Annotated in this window: 20 protein-coding genes; 19 read left to right on the top strand and 1 reads right to left on the bottom strand. The window is 44.8% G+C overall.

The window, feature by feature from the left end; translation table 11 throughout:
- Positions 1-5 precede the first annotated feature (5 nt).
- From EYS05_RS16780 to EYS05_RS16765, 4 genes are read left to right on the top strand one after another with little or no spacing between them, the layout of a single operon-like run.
- Positions 6-1,391, top strand: a complete 1,386-nt coding sequence (locus tag EYS05_RS16780) for a DUF512 domain-containing protein (protein ID WP_118514489.1) — start codon at positions 6-8, stop codon at positions 1,389-1,391.
- The gene (gene der, locus EYS05_RS16775; protein WP_015525309.1) at positions 1,354-2,679 is read left to right on the top strand and encodes a ribosome biogenesis GTPase Der; all 1,326 of its coding nucleotides are present in this window, start codon (positions 1,354-1,356) and stop codon (positions 2,677-2,679) included. Before EYS05_RS16780 ends, der begins: the two co-directional genes overlap by 38 nt.
- 4 nt (positions 2,680-2,683) lie before the next feature.
- Positions 2,684-3,331 (top strand): glycerol-3-phosphate 1-O-acyltransferase PlsY, encoded by a 648-nt coding sequence (plsY, locus tag EYS05_RS16770; RefSeq protein ID WP_118514487.1) that lies wholly within the window; start codon positions 2,684-2,686, stop codon positions 3,329-3,331.
- Between the two features lie 12 nt (positions 3,332-3,343).
- A complete protein-coding gene (locus EYS05_RS16765; RefSeq protein ID WP_118514485.1) occupies positions 3,344-4,360 on the top strand; it encodes an NAD(P)H-dependent glycerol-3-phosphate dehydrogenase in 1,017 nt (338 codons plus the stop codon).
- A gap of 148 nt (positions 4,361-4,508) precedes the next feature.
- Here EYS05_RS16765 and EYS05_RS16760 read toward each other — a convergent pair whose 3' ends face one another.
- On the bottom strand, positions 4,509-5,336 hold the full coding sequence (locus EYS05_RS16760) for an aldo/keto reductase (protein WP_173753590.1): 828 nt from the start codon (positions 5,334-5,336) through the stop codon (positions 4,509-4,511).
- A gap of 346 nt (positions 5,337-5,682) precedes the next feature.
- Between EYS05_RS16760 and EYS05_RS16755 the strand changes: the two genes are divergently transcribed.
- From EYS05_RS16755 to EYS05_RS16685, 15 genes are all read left to right on the top strand, one after another.
- Positions 5,683-6,075: a cobalt transporter gene (locus EYS05_RS16755; protein WP_118514483.1), complete on the top strand. Its 393-nt coding sequence runs from the start codon at positions 5,683-5,685 to the stop codon at positions 6,073-6,075.
- A gap of 64 nt (positions 6,076-6,139) precedes the next feature.
- The gene (locus EYS05_RS16750) at positions 6,140-6,322 is read left to right on the top strand and encodes a CooT family nickel-binding protein (RefSeq protein ID WP_118514481.1); all 183 of its coding nucleotides are present in this window, start codon (positions 6,140-6,142) and stop codon (positions 6,320-6,322) included.
- Between the two features lie 34 nt (positions 6,323-6,356).
- Complete coding sequence (locus EYS05_RS16745) at positions 6,357-7,289, top strand: methylenetetrahydrofolate reductase (protein WP_138277592.1); 933 nt, start codon at positions 6,357-6,359, stop codon at positions 7,287-7,289.
- 112 nt (positions 7,290-7,401) lie between these two features.
- On the top strand, positions 7,402-8,172 hold the full coding sequence (locus EYS05_RS16740) for an ATP-binding protein (protein ID WP_044960447.1): 771 nt from the start codon (positions 7,402-7,404) through the stop codon (positions 8,170-8,172).
- 117 nt (positions 8,173-8,289) lie between these two features.
- On the top strand, positions 8,290-10,182 hold the full coding sequence (cooS, locus tag EYS05_RS16735; RefSeq protein WP_118369151.1) for an anaerobic carbon-monoxide dehydrogenase catalytic subunit: 1,893 nt from the start codon (positions 8,290-8,292) through the stop codon (positions 10,180-10,182).
- 44 nt (positions 10,183-10,226) lie between these two features.
- Positions 10,227-11,000, top strand: a complete 774-nt coding sequence (locus tag EYS05_RS16730) for an ATP-binding protein (protein WP_015525298.1) — start codon at positions 10,227-10,229, stop codon at positions 10,998-11,000.
- 17 nt (positions 11,001-11,017) lie between these two features.
- Entirely contained in the window at positions 11,018-13,147 is a 2,130-nt protein-coding gene (gene acsB / locus EYS05_RS16725) for an acetyl-CoA decarbonylase/synthase complex subunit alpha/beta (RefSeq protein WP_021650184.1), read from the top strand.
- Between the two features lie 172 nt (positions 13,148-13,319).
- Positions 13,320-14,261 (top strand): acetyl-CoA decarbonylase/synthase complex subunit delta, encoded by a 942-nt coding sequence (gene acsD, locus EYS05_RS16720; RefSeq protein ID WP_015525297.1) that lies wholly within the window; start codon positions 13,320-13,322, stop codon positions 14,259-14,261.
- 21 nt (positions 14,262-14,282) lie between these two features.
- On the top strand, positions 14,283-15,629 hold the full coding sequence (gene acsC, locus EYS05_RS16715; RefSeq protein ID WP_015525296.1) for an acetyl-CoA decarbonylase/synthase complex subunit gamma: 1,347 nt from the start codon (positions 14,283-14,285) through the stop codon (positions 15,627-15,629).
- A gap of 110 nt (positions 15,630-15,739) precedes the next feature.
- Complete coding sequence (gene acsE / locus EYS05_RS16710) at positions 15,740-16,525, top strand: carbon monoxide dehydrogenase/acetyl-CoA synthase methytransferase subunit (RefSeq protein WP_015525295.1); 786 nt, start codon at positions 15,740-15,742, stop codon at positions 16,523-16,525.
- Between the two features lie 148 nt (positions 16,526-16,673).
- On the top strand, positions 16,674-18,614 hold the full coding sequence (gene acsV, locus EYS05_RS16705) for a corrinoid activation/regeneration protein AcsV (protein ID WP_138277591.1): 1,941 nt from the start codon (positions 16,674-16,676) through the stop codon (positions 18,612-18,614).
- A 27-nt stretch (positions 18,615-18,641) separates the two neighbouring features.
- Positions 18,642-19,304: a DUF3786 domain-containing protein gene (locus tag EYS05_RS16700; RefSeq protein ID WP_118514467.1), complete on the top strand. Its 663-nt coding sequence runs from the start codon at positions 18,642-18,644 to the stop codon at positions 19,302-19,304.
- 98 nt (positions 19,305-19,402) lie between these two features.
- Positions 19,403-21,088, top strand: coding sequence for a formate--tetrahydrofolate ligase (locus EYS05_RS16695; protein ID WP_138277590.1), 1,686 nt, complete (start codon positions 19,403-19,405; stop codon positions 21,086-21,088).
- A gap of 98 nt (positions 21,089-21,186) precedes the next feature.
- Entirely contained in the window at positions 21,187-21,816 is a 630-nt protein-coding gene (locus tag EYS05_RS16690) for a cyclodeaminase/cyclohydrolase family protein (protein WP_021651423.1), read from the top strand.
- A 14-nt stretch (positions 21,817-21,830) separates the two neighbouring features.
- A complete protein-coding gene (locus EYS05_RS16685; RefSeq protein WP_138277589.1) occupies positions 21,831-22,682 on the top strand; it encodes a bifunctional 5,10-methylenetetrahydrofolate dehydrogenase/5,10-methenyltetrahydrofolate cyclohydrolase in 852 nt (283 codons plus the stop codon).
- Positions 22,683-22,684: the final 2 nt, after the last annotated feature.

Genomic DNA, 22,684 nt, shown 5'->3' with positions numbered 1-22,684 from the left:
TAATGATGAAATTAAGAAAGCATATGATTTCCAGGGTGCTGCCCGACAGTATTGCCGAGGAGCTGGGGCTGGAGCCGGGAGACAGACTTGTGTCTGTGAACGGACAGCCTGTGGAAGATGTCTTCGATTACCGGTATCTCATGAATGAAGAGCTCGTGGTGCTTCTGGTAGAGAAGCCTGATGGTGAGGAGTGGGAGCTGGAGGTAGAGAAGGAATATGAGGAAGACCTTGGAATAGAATTTGAGAACGGAGGACTGATGGATGACTATCGCTCCTGTTCAAATAAGTGTATGTTCTGTTTTATTGACCAGATGCCGCCGGGTATGCGTGAGACGCTGTATTTTAAGGATGATGATTCCAGGCTTTCCTTCCTTCAGGGAAATTATGTTACGCTTACCAATATGAGTGAGAAAGACATTGAGCGTGTGATCCGCTATCATCTGGAACCGATCAACATTTCGTTCCAGGCAATGAATCCGGAACTCAGGTGTAAAATGCTGCATAACCGTTTTGCAGGAAAGGCTCTGGATAAGGTGGATATGCTGTACAATGCAGGAATCACCATGAATGGACAGATTGTACTGTGTAAGGGCGTCAATGACGGAGACGAGCTGGAATACAGCCTTGAAAAGCTTTCTGCTTATGCGCCGATCCTTCAGAGCGTTTCTGTTGTACCGGTAGGACTTACCAAATACAGAAAAGGTCTTTATCCTCTGGAACCTTTTAATAAGGAAGATGCTGAAAAAGTCCTGGGGCAGATCGAACGCTGGCAGAAGATCATGATGGAGAAATATGGGATCCATTTTATCCATGCTTCAGACGAATGGTATATTCTGGCAGACAGGGAGCTTCCCTGTGAGGATGAATATGATGGATATCTGCAGCTTGAGAATGGTGTGGGAATGCTCAGGCTTCTGGAAACAGAAGTAAAAGAAACGCTGGAGGGGCTTTCCGGTGACGACCGTAAGGTGACAGGCAGGATCGCCACAGGAAAACTGGCGGCGCCTTTTATCGCACGCCATATAAAAGAGATCCAGAAGAAATATCCCAATGTGCAGATTTCGGTCACAACCATCGAGAATCGTTTTTTCGGTGAAAAGATCACAGTGTCCGGTCTGATCACCGGGCAGGATCTGAAAGAGCAGCTTTCCGGTCTTGACCTTGGAGAGAAGCTTCTGATCCCATGCAGCATGCTGAAAGGTGATGAGGAGATTTTTCTGGATGACATGACACTGGAAGAACTTTCGGAAGCATTGAACACAGAAATTGTAATCGTAGACACAGGAGGACATGATCTGGTGGAAGCCGTGATCTACCCTCCGGAACATAAACAAACAAGAAGGAGACAGATTTATGAGCAAACCAGTAGTAGCAATAGTGGGAAGGCCTAATGTAGGCAAATCCACTCTGTTTAACGCTCTGGCAGGTGACAATATTTCCATAGTAAAGGATACACCGGGAGTAACCCGTGACAGGATTTACGCAGATGTCACATGGCTTGACAGGACATTTACCCTGATCGATACAGGTGGAATTGAGCCGGACAGCAGCGACATCATCCTCTCCAGAATGAGAGAGCAGGCACAGATCGCCATTGATACGGCAGACGTGATCATTTTTATCACAGATGTCCGCCAGGGTCTTGTGGATTCCGATGCCAAGGTGGCAGACATGCTCCGCCGCAGCGGCAAGCCGGTACGTCTTGTAGTTAACAAGGTAGACAGCCACCAGAAATATATGATGGATGTATATGAGTTTTACAATCTTGGAATCGGAGAACCGATCCCGATTTCCGCAGCTAACAGACAAGGCCTTGGAGACATGCTGGATGAGGTGATCAAAGAGTTCCCGGATAAGAGTGAAGAGGAAGATCAGGATGATATTCCGAAGATCGCCATTGTAGGAAAGCCGAACGTGGGAAAATCTTCTCTGATCAATAAGCTTCTTGGAGAGGAGCGTGTGATCGTATCCAATATTGCAGGAACCACACGTGATGCTATTGACACAAAGGTTACCTGGAACAAAAAAGATTATATTTTTATCGATACCGCAGGACTTCGACGCAAGGGTAAGGTAAAAGAAGAGATCGAGCGCTACAGTGTTATCCGTACTGTGACGGCTGTAGAGCGCGCAGATGTGGTTGTAGTTGTGATCGATGCCTCCGAGGGTGTTACCGAGCAGGATGCTAAGATCGCAGGAATCGCTCATGACAGAGGAAAGGGTATTATCGTAGCGGTAAATAAATGGGATGCCATTGAGAAAAATGACAAGACCATCTACAAGCATACGGAAAAGATCCGTCAGATCCTTTCCTTTATGCCATACGCGCAGATCATCTTTATCTCTGCAAAAACAGGTCAGAGACTTCCGAAGCTTTTCGAGAATATCGATACAGTTATCGAAAATCAGACACTCCGTATCCAGACAGGTGTTCTTAATGAGATCCTTTCTGAGGCAGTCGCTCTTCAGCAGCCGCCGTCTGACAGAGGAAGAAGACTGAAGATCTTCTATATGACACAGGTTGCGGTAAAACCGCCGACATTTGTTATCTTTGTCAATGACAAGGAACTGATGCATTTTTCCTATGTAAGATATCTGGAGAACAAGATCAGAGATGCTTTTGGATTTTCTGGAACTTCTCTGAAATTTATCATCCGCGAGCGCGGGGAAAAGGAATAAAAGTATGGAACGTATTATTTGTCTTGTTATCGGTTATGTATGCGGGCTTTTTCAGACAGGCTATATTATTGGAAAAATCCACAAGACAGATATCAGAAAGCATGGCAGCGGGAATGCTGGTACTACGAATGCCTTCCGGACCTTTGGAAAGAAGGCGGGAGCGATCACACTGCTGGGAGACTGCCTGAAGTGTGTACTGGCTATTGTGATCGTAAGAATGGTTTATGGAAATTCCATGAATGGTATCCTTCCGCTTCTTATCCTTTATGCGGCATTAGGATGTATCCTTGGACACAATTTTCCGATTTCTATGGAATTTCGTGGCGGAAAGGGAATTGCTGCTTCTGTGGGCATGATCATTGCTTTTGACTGGCGGATATTTATTGTATGTGCAGTTGTCTTTTTTGCGCTGTTCTTTACAACTCATTATGTATCGCTTTGCTCTCTCAGTGCATATGCGGTGGCTTTTATCCTGGTCCTTGCTTTTGGGCATATGGGAAAATATGGGATGGATCAGCCGCATACCGTTGAGCTTTATATTGTGATGGCAGTTCTTACAGCAATGGCGTTCTACAGACACAGGGCAAACATTGTAAGACTGTTTCATGGAACAGAGAATAAGGTGTTTTTAAGCAGTAAGAATAAAAAATAAGAGGTAAGATTTATGGCAAAAATCAGCGTACTGGGTTCGGGAAGCTGGGGATTAGCCCTGGCACTCCTGTTGCATAATAATGGCCATGAAGTCCTTCTCTGGTCAGCAAGACCGGAGAATGCCCGGAAACTCCGGGAAAAAAGAGAAAATCCTGACAGGCTTCCGGGGGTACGGCTTCCGGATGAAATCGATGTCCTGACGGATATGGAGCGTGCACTTAAGGACGTGGATGTAACAGTTCTGGCAGTAGCTTCCCCGTATATCCGGAGTACTGCACACAAGATGGCACCGTTTGTCTGCAAGGATCAGAAGATTGTCAATGTTGCAAAAGGCATTGAGGAAAAGACACTGAAAACACTCAGTGAGGTGATCGAAGAAGAAATCCCGCAGGGTAATGTAGCCGTACTTTCCGGTCCAAGCCATGCGGAAGAAGTAGGACGCGGACTTCCTACAACCTGTGTGATCAGCGCACATTCACAGGAAACTGCGGAATACCTTCAGAGCATTTTTATGAGCCCTGTGTTCCGTGTGTATACAACACCGGATATTCTTGGGGTAGAGCTTGGCGGAGCATTGAAAAATGTGATCGCACTGGCAGCAGGTACTGCCGACGGCCTTGGATATGGAGATAATACCAAGGCAGCACTGATTACCAGGGGAATCACGGAGATAGGAAGACTTGGCAAAAAAATGGGTGCGCAGATGGAGACCTTTTACGGCCTGTCCGGGATCGGAGACCTGATCGTGACCTGTGCAAGTAAGCATAGCCGTAATCGAAAGGCCGGATACCTGATCGGCCAGGGATATACGATGGAAGAAGCTATGAAAGAAGTGCAGATGGTTGTGGAAGGCGTTTATTCTGCAAGAGCTGCAAGAGAGCTTGCAGAGAAATATGAGGTGGAGATGCCTATCATAACGGAAGTGAACCGCGTACTGTTTGAAGGAAAATCAGCAGCGGAAGCAGTAATGGACCTGATGCTGCGTGATAAAAAAGTGGAAACGCCCATGCTTCCGTGGGAAAATGCGTGAGCGGATCAGTCAAGTATTTATCAGTTTCAGACATGTGAAATACTAAGCGCAGAATTATAGGATTACCATATCAGGTGAAAAGAAAAAAAGATATCTGCCAGGAGATCACTTATAATCTGGCAGATATCTTTTTGCATTATTATGGAAATTAAAACTGAATATCACGGAGATCTTCCGGAACATGAGAAGTATGCAGATCTTCGTTCAGTGTATCGATGATCGCCATATCTTCATCCTCGATATTGAAGTCAAAGATGTTTCCATTGCTACGGATTCGTTCCGGGTTGATGGATTTCGGAATGACAGAAATTCCCTTCTGTATTGCCCAGCGAAGTCCGATCTGAGCAGGTGTCCGGGCATATTTGGTCCCCAGAACACACATTACATCATTATCAAAATATGCACCTCTTGCCAGAGGAGCATAAGCCTGTACCTGAATACCGAAAGCCTTGCAGTATTCGATCAGTTCAGTAGGGTAACACAAAGGATGGCACTCGATCTGGTTTACAGCAGGAATAATCCCGGATATCTTACGAAGCTCTTCCAGATGCCGGATATCAAAATTACTGACGCCGATACTTAAAGCACGTCCGGAGTCAAGAATGGATTCCAGCTCTTTCCAGGTGCTTAAATAGCAGCCGGGAACCGGCCAGTGTATCAGATAGAGATCTACATAACTGACTTTCAGACGGTCGAGGCTACGGGAAAATGCTCCCTGGACATCGCCGAGACGCTGCGCATTGTTCCAGATCTTACTGGTGATGAAAAGATCCTTTCTGGGAACTCCGCATTTGGCAATGGCACGTCCAACGCTTTCTTCATTTTTATAAACAGAAGCGGTATCGATCATGCGGTAGCCGGCGGAAATAGCAGATGTGACGGCTGCTTCGGCCTGTACGTCATCGGGCAACTTGTATACGCCAAGCCCCAGAAGAGGCATTTCTCTGTCGTTGTTCAGAAAAACAGTTTTTTTCAAAATAATTCCTCCTTGTATGTTCTGCTTTCCATGCTTTTGCTATTATAGCACAAAAATATGAAAGAATCACATCAATTATATTACAAAAGTGATAAAGCTTAGACTTGGCCAGGAAAGCAGATTGGGTAAAGAGTAATGGTTTGAAGAAACTAACTTCGTTAAAAATGAAACAATCGAGTTAATTTACTGTCAAAGTTTTTGGAAAAATAGGAAAAACAGCATATAATTTTGGCTATTTTTTATAATTATTTTCTTGATAATAACAGTGAAAAGATGTATAATGAATTTAATTGATAAATTCTTGTCATGAGAGTGTCCGCACGGCGGATACAGGAAAGGGGTATTTATGCATTTAATCAAAGATGAGAATGGCAATCTTGTTCAGCATGGACATGCAGATAGCCATGAACATACACATGAGCACACCCATGAGGATGGTGTGACTCACAGTCATACACACAGCCATGCGGAAGGAGACAGCCATTGTCATACACACGGTGATGGGCACTGCGGTTCCTGTGAGAATGGTGACTGCAAGAATGAGACTGTAGCGCTTCTTACCTATATGCTGCAGCATAACGAGCATCATGCTGCAGAACTTGATCAGATGGCTGACAATCTTAAGAAGCTTAACATGGATGCAGCTGCTAAGACGATCAAAGAGGCAGTAGCAGATTTTCAGAAAGGTAATATGAGGCTTGGACTTGCCCTTACACTTGTTAAGGAAGAGTTGAAATAAAAACTGACAGAATAGTTTTGACAGCATAGTGGTTAAATGACGCCACTTATTTGGAGGAATGATTATGTGTCTTGCAACAGTATATAAGGAAGAAGATAATTCTGTGATCTTTAAGAATGTAAGCCGGATCGATGTAGACGGAAATAAATTGATCCTTCGTGATATCATGGGAGATGAGCGTGAGGTAGAAGGCAGTATCCTTATGGTGGATCTTGCAAACAGCATCGTGAAACTGCAGTGTAACTGATATGATCAAGACGTAAGATGTGGAGGGACGATCGATGAAATTATCTGAAGCAATGAGAGAAAAAATGTTGCTTTCTTTTGAACTTTTTCCGCCAAAGACGGAAAAAGGCATGGCAAATCTGCCGGGAACCATTGAACATCTCATGAAGTATAGACCGGAGTATATTTCCTGTACATACGGTGCCGGCGGCGGAAATGTCGGAGCCAACAGGGAAGTATGCCAGATGATCAGGAATGCAGGATCTATTCCTGTAACACACTTCACAGTGATCAAGAACACAAAAGAAGGAATCAGACAGCAGTTGGAACGGTATCTGGCAGATGGCGTTGACCATATGCTGGCACTTCGAGGAGATATTCCGCTTGGTGAGACAACAACCTGCGGAGACTTCAATTATGCGACAGACCTTGTTAAATTTGTCCGTGATGAATTTGGCGATAAGTTTGAGATCGCAGTAGCCGGTTCACCGGAAGGCCATATCGCATGCAGAAGCTTGGATGCTGATATTGCTGTTTTGAGACAGAAACAGGACAATGGTGCTGATTATATCATGACTCAGCTCTGCTGGGATATGGAACAGTTTAAATACTGGTTGGACGCTATCCGCGAGGCTGGAGTGACAATGCCTGTAGATGTTGGCGTAATGCCGATCTTGGACCAGGCAGCTACCATTAATATGGCTCTTTCACGTAACGGCTGTGTAATGGACAGTGAGCTTTGCAGGCTGATTTCCAGGAACTGGCTGTTCCCGAATCCGTTTAACGCTAAAGATGCTGATGGTAAACCATTTGACATGTTCTATGAGGACAAGGTTAAACGATTCAAAGAAGAAGGAATCGAATACACCATCAGACAGATCGATGAGTATCGCGCTCTTGGTGTTGACGGTATCCATCTTTATGCATTAAACAAATGGAAAGATGTATCCGAGATCATTGACAGATCCGGACTTCGTACACTTATCTAATCATCAACGAAATAAATAAGAATTCCGGCACGATGCGGAGGTGCCAGAACAGTATCAGGCACCTCCCTTATGCGCCGGCATAACAGATATAGAATCAGGAGGTGCCCGTTTTATGGCACATGTTATTGCAGTCGCCGGAAAAGGCGGCGTTGGAAAAACTACATTATGCGGAATGCTGATCCAGTATCTCTGCGAAAAGAAAAAAGGACCTGTACTGGCGGTAGATGCAGATGCCAATTCAAATCTGAACGAGGTTCTTGGTGTAGAAGTAGATACAACTCTTGGCGATGTACGTGAGGAGATCGCACATGCTGAGATGACAGAGAAAAGCCCGATCCCCAAAGGAATGTCCAAGGCAGATTATGCAGAGGTACGTTTCGAGGATGCTCTTGCTGAGGAAGATGATTACGATCTTCTTGTAATGGGAAGAACCCAGGGAAAAGGATGCTATTGCTTTGTAAACGGTCTGCTTCAGGCACAGCTTGCCAAATACCAGAAGAATTATCCATATATTGTTGTGGACAATGAAGCAGGGATGGAACATATCAGCAGAGGAATCCTTCCGAGCATGGAGACAGCAATCCTTGTGAGTGACTGTTCCAGAAGAGGTGTACAGGCAGTTGGCAGGATCGCAGAACTTATTAAGGAATGCGATATGAAGCCTTCCAGAGTGGGTCTTATTATCAACCGCGCGCCAAAAGCAGAACTGAATCCAGGAATCCTTGAGGAGATCCGGAATCAGGGTCTCGATCTGATCGGTGTGGTACCACAGGATGAGGCAGTTTATGAATATGACTGCGATGGTAAACCAACCGTTACTCTTCCTGAGGATAATCCGATGAGAAAAGCAGCTTTTGAAATTTTCGATAAATTAGGTTTATAATGGAATATAAACCTTTTTTTATAAAAGAGAATAACCCATGGGTGGGGATGGGTTCCTGCCCTGGGCTTATTATAAAAAGAAAAATAAAAATAGATGTGCTATTAAAGGAGGTCTATAATGAGTGAATTCAAATTAACTACAGTGGAGGAATTTGAAGCCGCTACAGCCCGTCTTCTCGAGACAGGTGCAAAGGTAGGAGCAGATGCATGGCAGATCCGTGCAAAGAACCAGACTCCGCACTGTAAATTCGGTGAGCAGGGTATCTGCTGCCGTATCTGTGCAATGGGACCGTGTCGTATTACACCGAAGGCTCCAAGAGGAGTCTGCGGATGTGATGCCCATGGTATCGTAGGAAGAAACTTCCTTAAATTTACAGCCGGTGGTGCAGCTACTCACTCCGATCATGGTCGTGAGATCTGCCATACACTGTACTGTGCAAAAGAGGGCGGAAATTATCAGGTAAAAGATCCTGAGAAACTGCTTCGCATCGCTAAAGAGTGGGGCGTGGAAACAGAAGGCAAGGATATCTATGATCTGGCTCATGAGATGGCTGAGATCGGTCTTATGGAGTATGGTAAACCGTTCGGATATCAGAGATTCCTTGACAGAATGCCTGCAGGACAGAAAGAAAAACTGATCGAGAACGAAATCGCACCACGTGCTATCGACCGTGAGGTTGCAAGCTCCCTGCATATGTCTCATATGGGATGTTCATCTCTTCCGGAGGCACTTGTAAAACAGTCTCTTCGCTGCGGTATGGCTGATGGATGGGGCGGTTCCATGATGGGAACAGAGTTCTCTGATGTATTATTCGGAACTCCGAAGCCGATTGATACAGAGGCTAACCTTGGAGTAATGGTTGAAGAGAATGTAAACATTGTTGTACACGGACATGATCCGAGTCTTTCTGAGATGATCTGTGAGTATGCAGACAGCAAAGAAATGATCGATTATGCAAAATCTGTAGGAGCAAAAGGAATCACCGTTTCCGGTGTGTGCTGTACTTCTAACGAGGTAGCTATGCGTCGTGGTGTTCCGATGGCTGGTAACTTCCTGCAGCAGGAGAACGTAGTGCTGACAGGTGCCTGCGAGGCGATCGTAGTTGATGTTCAGTGTATCTTCCCTGCATTAGGACCTCTGAGCAAATGCTTCCATACTAAATTTGTTACAACTTCTCCGATCGCTCAGATGCCGGATTCTGAATTTATCAGATTCAACGCTGAGACAGCAGGAGAAAATGCAAAAGCAATCGTTAAGATGGCTATCGATAACTTCAAGAACAGAAAACCTGAGCTTGTACATATCCCACAGCTGAAACAGAAAGCTACTGTTGGTTATTCAGTAGAAGCGATCGTTAAAGTTCTTGATGGTGTTACAAACTCTCAGGTTGATGTAACAGGAACAACCAAACCATTACTTGAGTGCATCACTTCCGGTGTTATCCGTGGTGCTGTTGCTATGGTTGGATGTAACAATCCTAAGATCCGTCCTGACTATGCACATATCGAACTGATGAAGAAGTGTATCGCAAATGATATCATTATCATCGCTTCCGGATGTTCCGCACAGGCAGCTGCTAAAGCTGGTCTGATGGACAAATCCGCAAGAGATCTCTGCGGTGCAGGTCTGAAACGTGTCTGTGAGCTGGCTGATATCCCACCAGTACTTCATATGGGATCCTGCGTAGATATCTCCCGTATGATGATCCTGGCTGCTGAACTTGCAAAAGATTCAGGACTTCAGATCAATCAGCTTCCTGTAGTAGGATGTGCTCCTGAGTGGATGTCTGAAAAAGCTGTATCCATCGGTAACTACGTAGTTGGTACTGGTATTGATACATTCCTTGGTGTTGATCCATATGTTTCCGGTTCTTCAGAAATGTGCGAGCTTCTTACAGAGGGAACAAGAAAATGGACAGGTGCTGCTTACACAGTAGAGACAGACATCGAGAAATTAGTTGATCTTATGATCGAGAGAATTGAAGAGAAGAGAACAGCATTAGGAATCTAATCCGTTGCGATCTTTAAAATGTTATAAAAGGTGGAAGACGTAAAATGAAAATAGCAGTAACCGGTAAAGGCGGAGTAGGAAAGACAACTTTCGCAGCAACACTTGCAAGACTATACGCAGATGAGGGAAAAAAAGTCCTTGCGGCGGATGTGGATCCGGATGCGAACCTGGGTCTTGCCCTTGGATTTGACGAGGAAACCTTGGATTCTATTGTTCCAATCTCAAAAATGCGTAAGCTCATAGAAGAACGCACCGGAGCCAACAGCCAGAATCAGTTTTATAAACTGAACCCAAAGGTAGACGATATTCCGGATACTTATGGAAAAACCTGTAATGGCGTAAAGCTGCTTGTCCTTGGAACTGTGGAAACAGGTGGAGGCGGATGCGTCTGTCCTGAACATGTGATGCTTAAAAGAGTGATCAATAACCTTGTGATCCACAGAGATGATGTGGTGATCATGGATATGGAGGCCGGCCTGGAACATCTGGGCCGGGGCACCACGGAGAGCATGGATGAATTTATTGTAGTGATCGAACCAGGGGCAAGAAGTGTACAGACATATAAGAATGTTAAACGTCTTGCAAAGGATCTGGGAGTTTCTCAGGTTAAGGTCGTGGCCAATAAGGTAAGAAATCCGGAGGATGAGGAATTTATTCGGAGTAAGATCCCGGCAGAGGATCTGCTTGGAATGATCCACTACAATACAGAAGTTATAGATGCTGATCGTCAGGGGAAATCTCCCTACGATTTCAGTGAAACTGTAACAGCTGAAATCAGAAAAATCAAAGACAAAATTGATCAGAATTCAATTCTGTAAAAATAGGAGGTATTACAGTGACTTTATTTGATAGAGTATTCGGCGGAAACGATGCTGTATATGGTTTAACAGAGGGTGCTATTGACGGCGCGATCGCTCAGTATGGCGAAGACAAAGCTGTCAGCTTCCCGAATACCGCTTACAGCCTTCCTTGCTACTATGCTGTAACAGGAACAAAAGTTACAACATTAAAAGAATTAAAAGAAGCTCTTGGCGTTGTAAAAACACTTATGACAAGAGAGAAAAGACTGAACGATGCATTCATGTCCGGTGTTGCTACAGCACTCTGCGCAGAGTTCATCGAGGTTCTGAAATATATCGACGGAGCAACTCCTTACGAAGAGCCATGCTATGGACATCTTGGTGATGCTGTTATCCGTGAGCTCGGTGTACCGCTTGTAACAGGCGATATCCCAGGCGTTGCTGTTATCCTTGGTGCTGCTCCTACTACAGAAGAGGGTGTTGCTCTTGTAAAGAGCTATCAGGCACAGGGTATCCTGGTAACACTTGTTGGCGGAATCATTGATCAGGTTGCAGAAGCCGGAATGAAGACAGGTGCCAACGTTCGTGTTATTCCTCTTGGAAAAGATGTTACATCTGTTGTTCATGTAGTTTCCGTTGCGATCCGTGCAGCTCTGATCTTCGGTAACGTAACACCTGGAGATGCAGGAACACTTATGAAATACACAATGGATCGTGTACCGGCATTTGTTAACGCATTCAAACCTCTGGATGATGTGATCGTAGCATGCGGTGCAGGCGCTATCGCACTTGGATTCCCGGTTGTTACAAATGAGACAGAGAATATCTTCCGTGTACCGAAGAGCCTTATCGTTCAGGAGGACGTAAGTAAATTTAACGCTACTTCTCTTGAGGCGCGTGATATTAAGATCAAGATCACAAATATTGATATTCCGGTTGCTTTCGCATCTGCATTCGAGGGTGAGATCATCCGTCGTAAAGATATGCAGGTTGAGTTCGATGGCTCCCGTGTAGACTGTGCAGAGCTTGTACATACCTGCGATGCTTCTGAGATCGAGGATCACAAGATCACAGTAATCGGACCTGAAGTAGATGAGATGGAATTCGGCAGCAAGAACAGCATTGCATATGTTGTTAAAGTTGCAGGTAAGAATATGCAGCCTGACTTTGAGCCGGTTATCGAGCGTAAATTCCACAACTACATCAACTGTATCGAGGGTGTATACCATACAGGACAGCGTGATATGCAGCGTATTCGTATCAGCATTGACGCATTTAATGCAGGATTCAGAATCAAACATATCGGTGAAGTTCTTTATGCATCTGTTAAAAATGAGTTCGATGCAGTTGTTGATAAATGTGAGGTTGTTATCTATACAGATCCTGCTGAGTGTACAAGAATCCGTCATGAGGTTGCAATTCCGATCTTTGACAAACGTGATGAGCGTCTTGATACTCTGACAGATGAGTCTGTTGACGTATATTACAGCTGTATCCTTTGCCAGGCATTCGCACCAAGCCACGTATGTGTAGTAACACCTGAGAGACTTGGTCTTTGCGGTGCGGTTTCATGGCTGGATGCAAAAGCTACACATCAGCTTGACCCGGCTGGTCCTTGCCAGATCATTACAAAAGAGCGTCCGATCGATGAGAATCTTGGTTCTTATGAGGACGTTGATGAGGCAGTTCAGAAATTCTCCCAGGGTGCTCTGGAGCATGTTACACTGTACTCCATCATGCAGGATCCGATGACTTCCTGCGGATGCTTCGAGTGTATCTGTGGTATCGAGCCATTCTCCAACGGTGTTGTTATTGCTAACCGTGAGTATGCAGGTATGACACCACTTGGAATGACATTCCCTGAGATGGCATCCATGACAGGTGGTGGAGTTCAGACACCTGGATTCATGGGACATGGTAAACATTTCATTTCCTCCAAGAAGTTCATGAAGGCTGAGGGCGGTATCGAGCGTATCGTATGGATGCCGAAAGAGCTGAAAGAATTCGTAGCTGACAGACTTAATAAGACTGCAAAAGAGCTTTACGGAATCGATAACTTTACAGACATGATCGGTGATGAGACGATCGCAGAAGATCCAGAGACACTGGTTGCATTCCTTACAGAAAAAGGACATCCGGCTCTCGGACTTGATCCAATGATGTAATTTATCCAGGAGAAAGGATGTGCGGACATCCTTTCTCCTGTAAACTGTTAAAAAGTTTGTTGATTTTTTAACAGAAATGTAGTGCTGCATCTTGCCAATAACTGGTGCTATGTAGTATAATATAAGAAGCTCTGTAGTTTTTAATTATTATTTTTAAGGAGGCTAACGAAAAATGCCGTTTAATCAGAAACCACAAAAGTTCAATGCAAAGATTAATGCTGTCACAATCGGAAGCGGAGATAAGACTGTGACAATTGGTGGGGATTGTACATTCCCATTTTATTCCTTTGACGCAGAGTCAGAGAACTGCCCGAAGATCGGTGTAGAGATCTCTGATATGGGTCTTGAGGGCGTATCTGAAGGTATCAAAGCTTACTATGAAGGCGCTACTACAATGGCTGACATTGCTAAGAAAGCTGCAGCTATGGAGGGTGCTGACTTTGTTGCACTTATTCTTGAGGGCGGCGACCCGAACGGTGTTAACAAATCTATCGATGAGCTGATCGCAGTTGTTAAAGAAGTTGCAGATGCAGTTGACTGTCCACTGGTTGTAGAGGGCTGCAAGAATGTTGAGAAGGATGCAGAGCTCCTTCCGAAGGTTGCAGAGGCTCTTCAGGGCAGAAATGCACTGATCCTTTCCGAGAAAGAGGAGAACTACAAAGCGATCGGTGCAGCAGCAGGTCTTGCTTACAATCAGATCGTAGGCGCTGAGTCTGCCGTTGATATCAACCTTGCTAAACAGCTTAACGTTGTTACTACACAGCTTGGTGTAGATGCAAAGAAGATCGTTATGAATATCGGTAGTGCAGCAGTTGGTTATGGATATGAGTACGTAGTATCCACTATGGACCGTATCAAAGGTGCCGCTTTAGGCCAGAATGATAACATGCTGCAGATGCCTATTATTACACCTGTATCCGCTGAGACATGGAATGTTAAAGAGGCAATGGCTTCTGAAGCAGACATGCCGGCATGGGGACCACAGGACGAGCGTGGAATCGACATGGAAGTTGAGACAGCAGCAGCTGATCTTGCAGCTGGTTCTGATGCAGTTATCTTAAGACATCCGGAATCTGTTAAGACAATTTCCAAGCTGATCAAAGCACTTGCGTAATAAATAGGAGGATAAAGAGCTATGGCACTGAATGGTATTCAGATCTTTAAATTAACACCAAAGAAAAACTGTAAGGAATGTGGATGCCCTACATGTATGGCTTTCTCTATGAAAGTTGCACAGGGCGCTATGAAAATTGAGCAGTGTCCTCATATGTCCGAGGATGCATTAGCATCTCTTTCTGAGGCAACTGCACCGCCAATGAAAACTATCAAGATCGGAACAGGCGATGGAGAGTTTACACTTGGTGGAGAGACTGTTCTTTTCAGACATGAGAAGACATTTGTAAGCAAAACAAGATATGCCGTATCACTTTGCACATGCATGAGTGATGAAGAAGTAGAAGCAAAACTTGCAGAGATCCCACACGTTGACTATGATCGTATCGGTGAGAGAATGCATGTAGAGCTTGTGTATGTAAACTGCGATGAGAATGCAGATGCTGCAAAATTTACAGCACTTGTAGAGAAGGCTAAAGGTCTTGGAAGAACACTGATCCTTGGCTGTACAGATCCTGAGATCGCAAAAGCTGCCCTTGAAGTATGTAAGGACGGCAAACCGGTTCTTAACGGAGCAAACGCTTCCAACTACGAGGCAATGAGCAAGGTTGCTACAGATGCAGGAGTAGTTCTCGGTGTATCCGGTAAGGACATCAATGAGTTATATGATACTACAGCAGCTATTGAGAAACTTGGCAACAAGAATCTCGTACTTGATACAACAGGAGCTGACATCAAAGAGACCTTTGCAAATACTGTACAGGTTCGTCGTGCAGCTCTTAAGAATCAGGACAGAACATTTGGTTATCCTTCTATCGTTAACCTTGTTAAACTTGCGAAGGGTGACAAACATTTACAGGCAGCACTTGCTTCCATGTTTACTATGAAATATGGTTCTATCATCGTTATGGAGCAGATGACATATGCAGAGGCACTTCCGCTGTTCGGTCTTCGTCAGAACGTATTTACAGACCCGCAGAAGCCAATGAAGGTAGAACCGGGCATTTATCCTCTGAACGGAGCAGACGAGAATTCTCTCGTTGTAACAACAGTAGACTTTGCTCTTACATATTTCGTAGTATCTGGCGAGCTGGAGCGTTCCGGTGTTCCGCTTAACCTGGTGATCAATGATGCAGGCGGACTTTCCGTACTTACATCCTGGGCAGCAGGTAAATTCTCCGGAAACAGCATCTCCGAGTATATCAAAGAGAATGTTGAGCCGAAGGTTAAATGCAGAAGACTGGTTATTCCTGGTAAAGTAGCAGTTCTTAAGGGCGATCTTGAGGCTAAGCTTCCTGGATGGGAGATCATCGTAGGACCAAGAGAAGCAGTACAGCTTGTGAAATTCTTAAAAGACCTTGATGCATAAACTTAAGGTTTAAGAAATCAGCTGTCCGGCAATATCGCCGGCAGTTATAAACGGCTGTGCAGGTTTGCTGCACAGCCATATCCTACTAATATGTAAAGGAGAACACGAGTATGGCAAAATTTGTAACAATTGGGGAGAGACTTTCAACAACAGCACCGGCAGTAAATAAAGCATTTACTGAGAGAGATCCTGAGCCGATCATCAAAAGAGCAAAACAGCAGCTTGATGCAGGCGCTACATATCTTGACGTAAACATCGGACCTGCTGAGAACGATGGCGAGGACCTTATGAAATGGGCAGTACAGCTCCTTCAGTCTGAGTTTGACAATGTTCCGCTTGCTCTGGATACTACAAACCAGAAAGCTATTGAGGCTGGTATTTCCGTATACAACAGAAGCAAAGGTAAACCGATCGTAAACTCTGCAGATGCTGGAGACAGAATTTCCAATATCGACCTTGCAGCAGCTAACGATGCGATCTGTATCGCACTTTGCTCTTCCGGTATGGTTGCATCAGACAATGACGAGCGTATGATGCATTGCCAGAACATGCTTGAGAGAGGTCTTGGCCTTGGTATGGAAGCAGAGGATCTCTGGTTTGATCCGCTTTTCCTTGTTGTAAAAGGAATGCAGGACAAACAGATGGAAGTTCTTGAGGCAATCAAGATGTTCTCCGAGATGGGTCTGAACTCCACTGGCGGTCTTTCCAACAACAGTAACGGTATGCCAAAACATATCCGTCCGATCATGGACTCTGCTCTTGTAGCTATGGCTATGATGAATGGTCTTACATCTGCAATCGTTAACCCTAACGACCTTCGTCTTATGGAGACAATCAAATCCTGTGACGTATTCAAGGGTAACACACTTTACGCAGATTCTTACCTTGAGATCTAATTTGGCGTGTGAACAAAACAGGAGCGCTGTTTCAGAGGCTGGGGGCTTCGGCCTTCAGCCTCTTTTTTACTAATATAGTTTAGTCTAACTCCCAACGCCACAGGTGGAAGACGAATAACTTTTACGAGGCGAGAAAGGTGGTTGCCGAATGTTTAAGGTGACTTTTGCTTTTGAAAATGGCAGTACGGTAGAAGCATTTGCCAATGCGGGGGATAATTTACTGGAGGTTGCTCGTGGCGCCAATGTGGCTATCGATGCACCATGTTCCGGAAACGGAGCCTGTGGAAAATGTCGGGTACAGTTAAAAAGCGGAGAACTGGACTCAAAGAAAACTCTTCATATTTCGGATGAAGAATATGGCGCAGGCTGGCGTCTGGCCTGTATGAGCAAGATCAGTGCAGATGTGGAGGTTCTTGTTCCGGATATTGCATCCGCATATAAGAGCCGAATGAAAGTGGCTGATTTAAGCTCAAAAGAAGAAATTGCTATTTTTGAAAATGCCAAGCATGAAGTTGAGATGGCTGGCATAGAACTTACAAACAGTCTTGATGTTATAGAAGTACACATGGAGGAACCATCTCTGGATGATACCATGCCGGATAATGAGAGACTGACACGGGCACTGCGGAAATATATGAATCTTAAACATATCAGAATTCCCTATTCCGTGCTGAAAAAACTTCCGGATGTACTTCGAAACAGTAAATTTTCAGTGAAATGTGTGGTTCGTACAACACCGAACGACATGTTTGTATACGATATTTTTGACAGTAAAGAAGATGTTGTGATCGGTGGTCTTGCCGTAGATATCGGTACCACAACAGTTTCTGCAGTTCTGATCAATATGGAAAGCGGAGAGATCCTGGCCAAAAGCTCTTCCGGAAACGGACAGATCCGTTTTGGTGCGGATGTTATCAACCGTATTATTGAATCTCAGAAACCTGGAGGAAAAAAGAAGCTTCAGGATGCAGTGATCAAAGAGACCATCAATCCGATGATCCACGAGATGTGCAGAAGCATTCACTTCCCGGAGGAACAGATCTACCGGATGTGTGTTGCTTCCAATACAACCATGAATCATCTGTTTGCAGGGATCAATGCGGATCCGCTTCGCATGGAGCCGTATATTCCTACATTTTTCAAAACAAATTCCTTATTTGCATCCGATGTGGGAATTGAGATCAATCCGGATGCACATATTATCGTGGCTCCGAATATCGGAAGCTATGTAGGTGGAGATATCACTGCCGGTACACTGGTAAGTATGATCTGGAACAGACCGGAATTTTCTCTGTTTATCGACCTTGGTACTAACGGAGAGCTTGTGTTCGGTAATTCCGATTTTATGATGAGCTGTGCATGTTCCGCAGGTCCTGCCTTTGAGGGTGGAGATATCAGCTGCGGTATGCGTGCTACAGACGGTGCTATTGAGGCATGTACCATTGATAAAGAAACTATGGAACCGACATATAAGGTTGTAGGCGAACCTGGAACCAAACCGGTAGGACTTTGCGGTTCCGGTATCATTGATGTGATCAGTGAACTTTTTATGACAGGAATCATCAATCCGAAGGGCAAATTTGTTCGTGAAGGCAAAAGAATCCGTCACGATCATTATGGCATGGGAAGCTATGTGATCGCGTTTGAAGAGGAAGCCGGTTCTGCCAAGGATGTTGAGATCACAGAAGTAGATATTGATAATTTTATCCGTGCCAAAGGCGCTATTTTCTCTGCAATCCGTACTATGCTGAATTCTCTTGATTTCGATGTTTCCATGATCGATGACGTATATGTTGCCGGTGGAATCGGAAGCGGGATCAATATGTCTAATGCAGTGCATATCGGAATGTTCCCGGATATTCCTCTTGAGAAATTCCACTATATTGGTAACTCTTCTCTTACAGGTGCTTATCTGATGCTTCATTCCACACCGGCAGAGAAAAAGACATACGAACTTGCATCCAATATGACTTATCTGGAGCTTTCTACAGTTCCGACTTATATGGATGAGTTTGTAGGTGCATGCTTTATTCCACATACGGACACAAATCTGTTTCCGTCTGTTATGGAAGAACAGCAGAAGAGATAAAGCAGACTAAAACAGCAGAGGTAAAACATGGCTTTTAGTATAAATGACTTGAATTATGAAAAAGACAGCAAGGAAAGAATGCCCTGGGAGCATTATATAGAGGAGTTCAGTAAGGCAGACCCGGCAGAAATTGCCGGACGTCTTTCACTTCCTTATGACGAAGAGAAGAAAGTACTGACTCTGAAATTCCTGGAAAGCGTTTATTATATTTCCTGGCCGGATTTTCAGGTAACTCATGAAGAAGACGATGCGGGATTTTATCCTCTTGAGGAAATGCATTATGCAAAGATCCTTGCTATCCGTTTTCTGCTGAACGGGAATGTATCTCAGGGAAGCGGAAGGTTTAAAACATACAGGGAAATGCCCTGGGGAGAGGTTTATCTCCGTCAGTTTGATGGCAGGTGCATCAAACGCCTGGCTTTCACATACGGAAACAGACTTAAGGATTTCAAGGAAATCATGGAACACATCCATGCGGTTCCCGTGGATCATGGAGATATTGCATACCAGGTGGAGATCTTTCCAGGATATGTAGTTCAGATGATCCTCTGGGAGGGGGATGATGAATTTCCGCCGTCCTCACAGATCTTGTTTTCTGATAATTTTCCGGTTTCCTTTGCGGCTGAGGATATGGCCGTTATGGGAGACGTTATCATTGGGTCTTTAAAGGCATTTCTGAAATGTCTTTAAAAATGAAAAATAGTTAAGAACAGGATGGGACCTGTTTTTATAGAGATGCAGTTTTAAGGGATTAAAAACTGTAAAAATACCTAAAGGGAGGTAACATTATGGGATTTAAAAGTGACATCGAAATTGCACAGGAGTGCGAAATGCTTCCAATCACACAGATTGCAGAGAAGGCAGGTATTGACGACAAATATCTGGAGCAGTACGGTAAGTACAAAGCAAAAATTGATTACAATCTGTTAAAAGAGAGTGACAAGAAAGATGGTAAGCTGATCCTCGTAACAGCTATCAACCCGACACCTGCAGGAGAGGGAAAAACAACAACAACCGTTGGTCTTGCAGATGCAATGCAGAAAATGGGCAAAAAAGTAATGGTAGCTCTTCGTGAGCCATCCCTCGGACCGGTATTCGGTGTAAAAGGTGGTGCAGCAGGCGGCGGTTATGCACAGGTAGTTCCGATGGAGGATATCAACCTTCACTTTACCGGTGACTTCCATGCGATCGGTGCGGCAAACAACCTTCTTGCAGCAATGATCGACAACCATATCTTCCAGGGTAATGACCTGAACATTGACCCGAGAAAGATCACATGGAGACGTTGCGTGGACATGAACGACCGTCAGCTTCGTAATGTAGTAGATGGTCTTGGCGGAAGAACAAACGGTATGCCTCGTGAAGACGGATACGACATCACAGTTGCATCTGAGATCATGGCAGTTCTTTGCCTCGCAAGTGACATCAAAGACCTGAAAGAGAGACTTTCCAGAATCATCATCGGATATACCTATGGTAAAGTTTCCGAGCAGAAACCGGTAACAGCTGGTGATCTTCATGCAGAGGGTGCTATGACAGCACTTCTGAAAGATGCCCTGAAACCAAACCTTGTACAGACACTGGAGCATGTTCCTGCAATCGTACACGGCGGACCATTCGCAAACATCGCTCATGGATGTAACTCCGTAACAGCTACAAAGATGGCTATGAAACTTGCAGATTATGCTATCACAGAGGCTGGATTCGGTGCTGACCTTGGTGCAGAGAAATTCCTTGACATCAAGTGTCGTATGGCAGGCCTTCATCCAAGCGCAGTTGTTATCGTAGCTACTGTTCGTGCACTGAAATACAACGGTGGTGTTCCGAAGGCAGATCTGAACAACGAGAACCTTGAGGCTCTTGAGAAAGGTCTTCCAAACCTTCTGAAACATGTAAGCAATATCAAAAATGTATACAAACTTCCATGTGTAGTTGCTATCAATGCATTCCCGACCGATACCAAGGCAGAGCTTGACCTGGTTGAGGCAAAATGTAAAGAGCTTGGCGTTAACGTTGCACTTTCCGAGGTATGGGCAAAAGGCGGCGAAGGCGGCATGAAGCTTGCTGAGGAAGTAATCCGTCTTGTTGAGGAGCCGAATGACTTCACATATGCTTATGAGCTTGAGGGATCCATCGAGGATAAACTGAATAACATCGTACAGAAAGTTTACGGTGGTAAGAAAGTTGTTCTTACAGCAAATGCTCAGAAACAGGCAAAACAGCTGGAAACACTTGGATTTGGCAACTGCCCGATCTGTGTTGCTAAGACACAGTACAGTCTGACTGATGATCAGACAAAACTTGGTGCACCGACAGACTTTGAGGTAACAGTACGTAACCTGAAGATTTCCGCAGGTGCAGGATTCATCGTTGCTCTGACAGGTGAGATCATGACTATGCCAGGTCTCCCGAAAGTTCCGGCAGCAACCAAGATCGATGTAGATGAGACAGGTAAGATCACAGGTCTCTTCTAATCGGAACATAAGATCAAAAACAACCGGAGGGGGCTTTTTATAAAGCCCCCAATGGGCTCTAAAGAGTGCTAAAATAAGAATATAAGGAGGAGAGTCCTATGGGATTTTCTACCAGTACATGTACTGAATTTGTCGAGGTATTAAGCTCCAAGGCACCGGTTCCAGGCGGCGGCGGTGCATCTGCCCTTGTAGCTGCTGTTGGTACAGCTCTTGGAAATATGGTTGGAAGCCTTACTGTCGGTAAGAAAAAATATGCAGATGTAGAAGATGAAATGTGGGAGCTGAAAAAGAAATGTGATCAGCTTCAGAAAGATTTCCTTCATCTGATTGAGAGAGATGCGGAAGTTTTTGAGCCTCTTTCCAAGGCTTACGGAATGCCGAGAGAGACCGAAGAAGAGAAGGCTGAGAAGGCTCGAGTAATGGAAGCTGCCCTCAAGGAAGCATGCTCTGTTCCTATGGAGATCATGGAGAAATGCTGCGAGGCTATTGAACTTATCGTTGAGTTCGGAGCAAAAGGTTCTAAGCTTGCAATTAGTGATGCTGGTGTAGGTGCTGCATTCTGCAAAGCAGCTCTTAAGGGAGCAAGCCTGAATGTGTACATTAACACAAAATCTATGGCTGACCGTGCGTATGCAGAGGAATTAAACAAAAAAGCAGACGCTATGCTTGAGAAATATACAAAGATCGCAGACGAGACATTTGACAGTGTTCTCGGAAGACTGAAATAGGAGGAACCAGACAAATGGCAAAGCAGTTATTAGGTAAAGAAGTAACAGCGGCTCTCAATGAAAAGATCAAAGCGAACGTTGCAGAGCTTCAGGCAAAAGGTGTAGATCCTACACTTTGCATTATCCGTGTTGGTGAGAATCCAAGCGATATTTCCTATGAGAGAGGTGCTACAAAGCGCTGTGAGACTCTTGGTGTTGCATGTGAGAAAATTCTTCTTCCGGAGGATGTTTCCCAGGATGAGCTTCTTGCAACCATCGATAAAGTAAACAAAGATGACAAGATCCATGGAGTTCTTCTGTTCCGTCCGCTGCCAAAACATCTGGATCAGGCAGTGATCGAGAATGCACTTGCAGCAGAGAAGGATGTTGACTGTATGACAGATCTTTCCATGTCTGGTGTATTTACAGGCAAGAAGATCGGATTCCCGCCATGTACACCGCAGGCATGCATGGAGATCCTTGATCACTATGGAATCGACTGCACAGGCAAAAAAGCGGTTGTTATCGGAAGAAGTCTTGTAGTTGGTAAACCGGCTGCCATGATGCTTGTTAAGAAAAATGCGACAGTAACGATCTGCCATACAAGAACCGTTGATATGCCGTCTGTTGCAAAAGAGGCGGAAATCGTCATCGTTGCAGCTGGTCGTGCTGGTGTTGTCGGCGCTGATTATGTCAGAGAGGGACAGACCATTATCGATGTTGGTATCAATGTCAATGCAGAGGGTAAGCTTTGTGGTGATGTTGATTATGCGGCAGTTGAGCCAATCGTTGATGCGATCACACCGGTTCCTGGCGGAGTAGGAAGTGTTACAACTTCTGTTCTTGTAGGACACGTAGTTGAAGCAGCAATGAGAAAAGCGCAGTAATA

This window comes from Blautia sp. SC05B48 (assembly GCF_005848555.1).
In the GTDB taxonomy this organism is placed as follows: domain Bacteria; phylum Bacillota; class Clostridia; order Lachnospirales; family Lachnospiraceae; genus Blautia_A.
The sequence above is the reverse complement of the archived record's forward strand: the minus strand, read 5'-3'. Positions and strand labels throughout refer to the sequence as shown.

Coding starts and splice junctions, on each gene's coding strand:
- EYS05_RS16755 (WP_118514483.1), top strand. CDS start 5,683: ATGCATTTAATCAAAGATGAGAATGGCAATCTTGTTCAGCATGGACAT.
- EYS05_RS16745 (WP_138277592.1), top strand. CDS start 6,357: ATGAAATTATCTGAAGCAATGAGAGAAAAAATGTTGCTTTCTTTTGAA.
- der (WP_015525309.1), top strand. CDS start 1,354: ATGAGCAAACCAGTAGTAGCAATAGTGGGAAGGCCTAATGTAGGCAAA.
- acsD (WP_015525297.1), top strand. CDS start 13,320: ATGCCGTTTAATCAGAAACCACAAAAGTTCAATGCAAAGATTAATGCT.
- cooS (WP_118369151.1), top strand. CDS start 8,290: ATGAGTGAATTCAAATTAACTACAGTGGAGGAATTTGAAGCCGCTACA.
- acsC (WP_015525296.1), top strand. CDS start 14,283: ATGGCACTGAATGGTATTCAGATCTTTAAATTAACACCAAAGAAAAAC.
- EYS05_RS16695 (WP_138277590.1), top strand. CDS start 19,403: ATGGGATTTAAAAGTGACATCGAAATTGCACAGGAGTGCGAAATGCTT.
- EYS05_RS16750 (WP_118514481.1), top strand. CDS start 6,140: ATGTGTCTTGCAACAGTATATAAGGAAGAAGATAATTCTGTGATCTTT.
- EYS05_RS16700 (WP_118514467.1), top strand. CDS start 18,642: ATGGCTTTTAGTATAAATGACTTGAATTATGAAAAAGACAGCAAGGAA.
- EYS05_RS16685 (WP_138277589.1), top strand. CDS start 21,831: ATGGCAAAGCAGTTATTAGGTAAAGAAGTAACAGCGGCTCTCAATGAA.
- EYS05_RS16740 (WP_044960447.1), top strand. CDS start 7,402: ATGGCACATGTTATTGCAGTCGCCGGAAAAGGCGGCGTTGGAAAAACT.
- acsE (WP_015525295.1), top strand. CDS start 15,740: ATGGCAAAATTTGTAACAATTGGGGAGAGACTTTCAACAACAGCACCG.
- EYS05_RS16765 (WP_118514485.1), top strand. CDS start 3,344: ATGGCAAAAATCAGCGTACTGGGTTCGGGAAGCTGGGGATTAGCCCTG.
- EYS05_RS16780 (WP_118514489.1), top strand. CDS start 6: ATGAAATTAAGAAAGCATATGATTTCCAGGGTGCTGCCCGACAGTATT.
- EYS05_RS16690 (WP_021651423.1), top strand. CDS start 21,187: ATGGGATTTTCTACCAGTACATGTACTGAATTTGTCGAGGTATTAAGC.
- acsV (WP_138277591.1), top strand. CDS start 16,674: ATGTTTAAGGTGACTTTTGCTTTTGAAAATGGCAGTACGGTAGAAGCA.
- EYS05_RS16730 (WP_015525298.1), top strand. CDS start 10,227: ATGAAAATAGCAGTAACCGGTAAAGGCGGAGTAGGAAAGACAACTTTC.
- plsY (WP_118514487.1), top strand. CDS start 2,684: ATGGAACGTATTATTTGTCTTGTTATCGGTTATGTATGCGGGCTTTTT.